We start from the raw sequence: 1,886 nt of genomic DNA, 5'->3' as shown, positions 1-1,886 counted from the left end.
CCGGCGACGCCGCTCGGCGACGGCAGCTACGCGCTGACCGCGACGGCGACGGATGCGGCCGGCAACGTCAGCGGCGCCTCGGCGCCGGTGACCGTCGCGATCGACACCGCCGCGCCCGCCCTGGCGACGGTGACCGGCCCGACCGGCCCGACCAACGACACCACCCCGGCCGTCACCGGCACGGGCGAGGCGGGCTCGACGGTCACGCTGCTGAACGGCACCACCCCGATCGGCACGGCCGTGGTGGGGGCGGACGGCACCTTCGCGGTCAGCCCGACGAGCCCGCTCGCCGCCGGGATCTACGATCTCGCCGTGCAGCTCACCGATGCCGCCGGCAATGTCGGCGCGGCCACGGCCCCGGTCAGCGTCGTCGTCGACACCCAGATCGATGCCGCCCCCGCCGTCGCCTTCACCGTCGCCCCCCCCCAGGACGGCATCCTCAACGCGCTCGAGGCCCGTGCCACGGCCTTCACCGTGACAGGCCTCGACGCCGCGACCACCGCCGCCGCCACCTTCAGCGACGGCACCGCCGCCGTCACCGTCACGGTCGGTGCCGACGGCAGCTACGTGGCCGATCTCGGCGCCCTCGACGGCACGGTCACCGCCAGCCTCCTCCTCACCGACGCCGCCGGCAACACCGCCACGCTCGCCGGCCCGACCGTCACCCTCGACACCGCCGCCCCCACCGGCACCATCGTCGCCGACACGGCCGGCGGCGCGGCGGTGGCGAGCTTCACCTACGGGGTGAGCTTCTCCGAGGCCGTCACCAACGTCAGCCTCGACGACCTCGTCCTCACCGGCACGAACGGGGCGGCCGGCACCGTCACGGGCATCGTCGGCACCGGCAGCGCCTACACCGTCACGGTGGCGGGGGTGACCGGTACCGGCACCCTGACGCTCGCTCTCGCGGCCGGCTCCGACATCGCCGATGCTGCCGGCAACCGCGCCACCCTCGCGGCGGGCAGCCGCGACGTGACCGGCGTCGCCCCGGTCCTGCCGGTGATCACGGCCTTTGCCGACGATACCGGCGTGCCGAGCGACGGCCTCACCCGCGACGCCACCCCGACGGTCACCGGCATCGGTGCGGCCGGCGCGGGGGTGACGCTCACCGCCGCGGGCGCGGGCGGGACGGTGACGGCGACCGGGGTGGTCGCCGCCGACGGCACCTGGAGCCTCGCGCTGCCGAGCCTGGCGGACGGCGCCTACAGCCTCACCGCCAGCCTGTCCGATGCCGCCGGCCAGCCGATCGGCACCTCGGCGCCGTTCGCGCTGACCATCGACACCACCGTCGATGCCGGGGCGCCGGCGACGCTGACGGTCGATCCGACCGCCGACGGCGTCATCGACGCGGCCGAGGCCGCGGCGGTGGGCTTCACGGTGGCGGGGCTCGATCCCGGCACCCGGGGCAGCGTCGCCTTCAGCGACGGGATCCGCCAGACGAGCGTCGCGGTGGCGGCGGACGGCACCTACACGGCGGACCTGTCGGGCTTCAGCGGCGGCGTGACCACGACGCTGTCCCTGAGCGACGCGGCCGGCAACGCGGCGACGGTCGCGGGCGGGACGCTGACGCTGCAGGTCGGGCGGCCGGGGGCACCGGTGATCACGGGCCTGTCCGAGGATACCGGCACGCCGGGCGACGGGCTGACCGGCGACACCACGCCGACGCTGTCCGGGCGGGCCGATCCGGGCACCACGATCCGGGTCTCGGCCGGGACGCCGTCGGGGCCGGTGACGGTCGAGACGCAGGCCGACGCGGCCGGGGCATGGTCGGCGACCCTGCCGGCGCTGGCGGACGGCAGCTACGCGGCGACGGCTTTGGCGATCGACGCGGCCGGCAATGCGAGCCTGGCGAGCACGCCGTTCACCTTCGGGATCGACGCGACGGC

1 protein-coding gene is annotated in these 1,886 nt (G+C 76.4%); it reads left to right on the top strand.

Going from position 1 to position 1,886, the window contains the following annotated elements:
* A partial coding sequence (locus FF100_RS38480) for a beta strand repeat-containing protein (protein WP_171070486.1) occupies nucleotides 1–1,886 on the top strand: 1,886 nt, incomplete at both ends.

Source organism: Methylobacterium terricola (assembly GCF_006151805.1).
In the GTDB taxonomy this organism is placed as follows: Bacteria; Pseudomonadota; Alphaproteobacteria; order Rhizobiales; family Beijerinckiaceae; genus Methylobacterium; species Methylobacterium terricola.
The sequence above is the reverse complement of the archived record's forward strand: the minus strand, read 5'-3'. Positions and strand labels throughout refer to the sequence as shown.